The 2,276-nt window shown below is 45.4% G+C and carries 3 protein-coding genes; all 3 read right to left on the bottom strand.

Features of this window, described 5'->3' with window-relative positions; translation table 11 throughout:
- Window positions 1-193: hypothetical protein (locus tag VN105_RS19120; RefSeq protein WP_325643154.1), on the bottom strand; the 193-nt coding region annotated here is incomplete at its 3' end.
- A 171-nt stretch (window positions 194-364) separates the two neighbouring features.
- Window positions 365-1,549, bottom strand: a complete 1,185-nt coding sequence (locus VN105_RS19115; RefSeq protein WP_325643152.1) for a FecR domain-containing protein — start codon at window positions 1,547-1,549, stop codon at window positions 365-367.
- Window positions 1,550-1,603: 54 nt separating this feature from the next.
- The gene (locus VN105_RS19110; RefSeq protein ID WP_325643150.1) at window positions 1,604-2,203 is read right to left on the bottom strand and encodes an RNA polymerase sigma-70 factor; all 600 of its coding nucleotides are present in this window, start codon (window positions 2,201-2,203) and stop codon (window positions 1,604-1,606) included.
- Window positions 2,204-2,276: the final 73 nt, after the last annotated feature.

Here is a 2,276-nt window from a genome sequence, read left to right as displayed (position 1 = left end):
GTCCTAAAGAAAGGTTCTTTCCGGAAACCGTCACACTCTGTGCGGTAGCAGTGTTGGAGCTGAACTGAAGCAGGCAGGTGAACAATATTATTACAGTAAGCCTGAATGGAGCGCGCCATCCTGTGAAAGAGCGTAGATAAGGGACAGAGCTGCCTCCGCTGCAAGCGGATAGCCATAAGCTTTTACTTTGCATACCTTGCAATTGATTTGGTTAATAAATGGTTGGCCAGGCCTTAGCAGCCAGCTGGTCAGGTTACCGCCGCAGCATATTCCGCAGCGGTCCTTTTTGGTTGGTTTTAATAACAGTTATCGCTGGCAAACGTCTATAAATAAACGTTTAGACACTTGTTAATCATTATGACAATCAGTATAATTTCTTCACAGATACGCTCAACTCCTGATCTTTCAATTGGGCATTTACCCCTAAATCCGTTAATACGCCAATCAATTCATTCAATGTAACTCCTTTGGATAGCTTACCTTTCAATTCAATGTCAGGAACCCCATTTTCATATACCACCTTAATATCGTACCATCGCTCCAGCTGCCGCATGGCATCATCCAGCTTTACATCTTCAAAATTAAAAAAACCGTTCTTCCAGGCAGTTGCTTTGTCTATATCCGCGTTCTGCACAATTGCTACAATGGAATCTGGCACATCTGCACTTTCTTTATGATTTTTGACGAGTGCCTGCTGGCCCGGATGAATGATTACATTATTGACCCGTATGCGGCCATTCACCAATGTGGTGTTGATTACCTCTTCGTTTCCGTAGGCATTTATGTTGAACCGAGTACCAAGCACCTCTACATTAACGTGGTTATTAGTATGCACGCGGAAGGGCTTTTGAGCGCTCGCTGCCACTTCAAAGTATGCCTCGCCGGTAATTTCGACACGTCGTTCTTTACCGGTAAAAGCAGTTGGATAACGGATGGAGCTCATAGAATTCAGCCAAACTACTGATCCATCAGGCAACGTCATATGATACTCCCTTCCTTTTGAAGTAGATATCGTGTTGTACATTACTTCCTGTCCATCTCCTTCGTAAAACAGTTCACCATTAATTACCTTTGCAGTAACACCTCCCTGCAATGCAATAGTACCGTTTCTGATGGAATCCAGTTCAACCTGCTTTCCATCAGCAAGCGTTAGCACAGCACCTTGTTTGCCAGGTGCAATCTCTGCCAAATGATTTCTTCTGCCAGAGCGATTTGGGGCCACCACAGTCCAGATATAAGTTCCTGCAGCTACGAGCGCCACAATTGAAGCGGCCGCCCACCAGCGCCGGAAAACCTTAATATTGCGTACCAGCCCCTTACCGGTACGGGCAGGCTCCTGCGCAAGTATGGCATTAAAAACCTTCTCTGCCCGTTCCGGCGGCAGCACTGCATCTGTGTTAACCAGGTCCATCTCACCATCAATCCAATTCAGGATATCCGCTTCGTTTTCCTGGTCCGCAAACGCCTGTACCAGTTGTACACGCTCTTCCGGGCTAAGCAGGCCAAGGCGGTACTGCCTTAATAAGTAATTGAGATATTCATCGGCCATATTAACTATGACGCATGAACAACAAAATAGGGGAAGAAAAAAATAAAGTTTTTTTTAGCGGGTATACAGGTATAGCAATATACCGGTTTGTACCAATATGGGAAAGCGGTGGAGATTCCCGCGAATCGTGCGGAGCGCATCGCTGATATGCTTTTTAACCGTTTCCCGCTGCATATTAAGTTCAGTGGCAATCTCCATATGAGATAAGCCTTTAAGACGGCTCAGTTCAAATACCTTTCGCTGTTGGTTGGTGAGCAGGCCCAAAGCGGAGTGCAGCGCTTCCTGAAGTTCTTTGGCCTCAATACCAGCTATAATATCCGGCGCCGGAGCATCTTCCTGCTGATCCGTTAATTTTTCCAATAGTATGGAATGATTGGCCATTTTTCGAAAATGACTGTAAATCATGTTTCTGGATATCGCATTAAGATAGGCCTGAAAGTTTTGAACTGCTTCCAGCCGCCCACGATGCCGCCACACCTGGAGAAATACATCCTGCAAAATATCCTCAGCAAGTGCCGGATCCTTCATGAAATGCAGCGCTTTTGCATATACCATATCCCGGTAGTGCTCAAACACCCGCCTGAATGCCAACTCATCTCCTTCCACAAGGCGCTGCAACAGTTCTTTCTCCCTATATGATTGATTGGCTGACAATAGACTCCACTTATTAAATTGCAAACTACGGTAAATTTGTAATAAATGGTATGTCCGGCGTATCTAATAATAT

Origin of the sequence: Chitinophaga sp., from assembly GCF_035564935.1 — a bacterium.
In the GTDB taxonomy this organism is placed as follows: Bacteria; Bacteroidota; Bacteroidia; order Chitinophagales; family Chitinophagaceae; genus Chitinophaga.
The sequence above is the reverse complement of the archived record's forward strand: the minus strand, read 5'-3'. Positions and strand labels throughout refer to the sequence as shown.

Excerpts from the sequence above, each read along its gene's own strand:
- VN105_RS19115 (WP_325643152.1), bottom strand. The coding sequence starts at position 1,549 with ATGGCCGATGAATATCTCAATTACTTATTAAGGCAGTACCGCCTTGGC.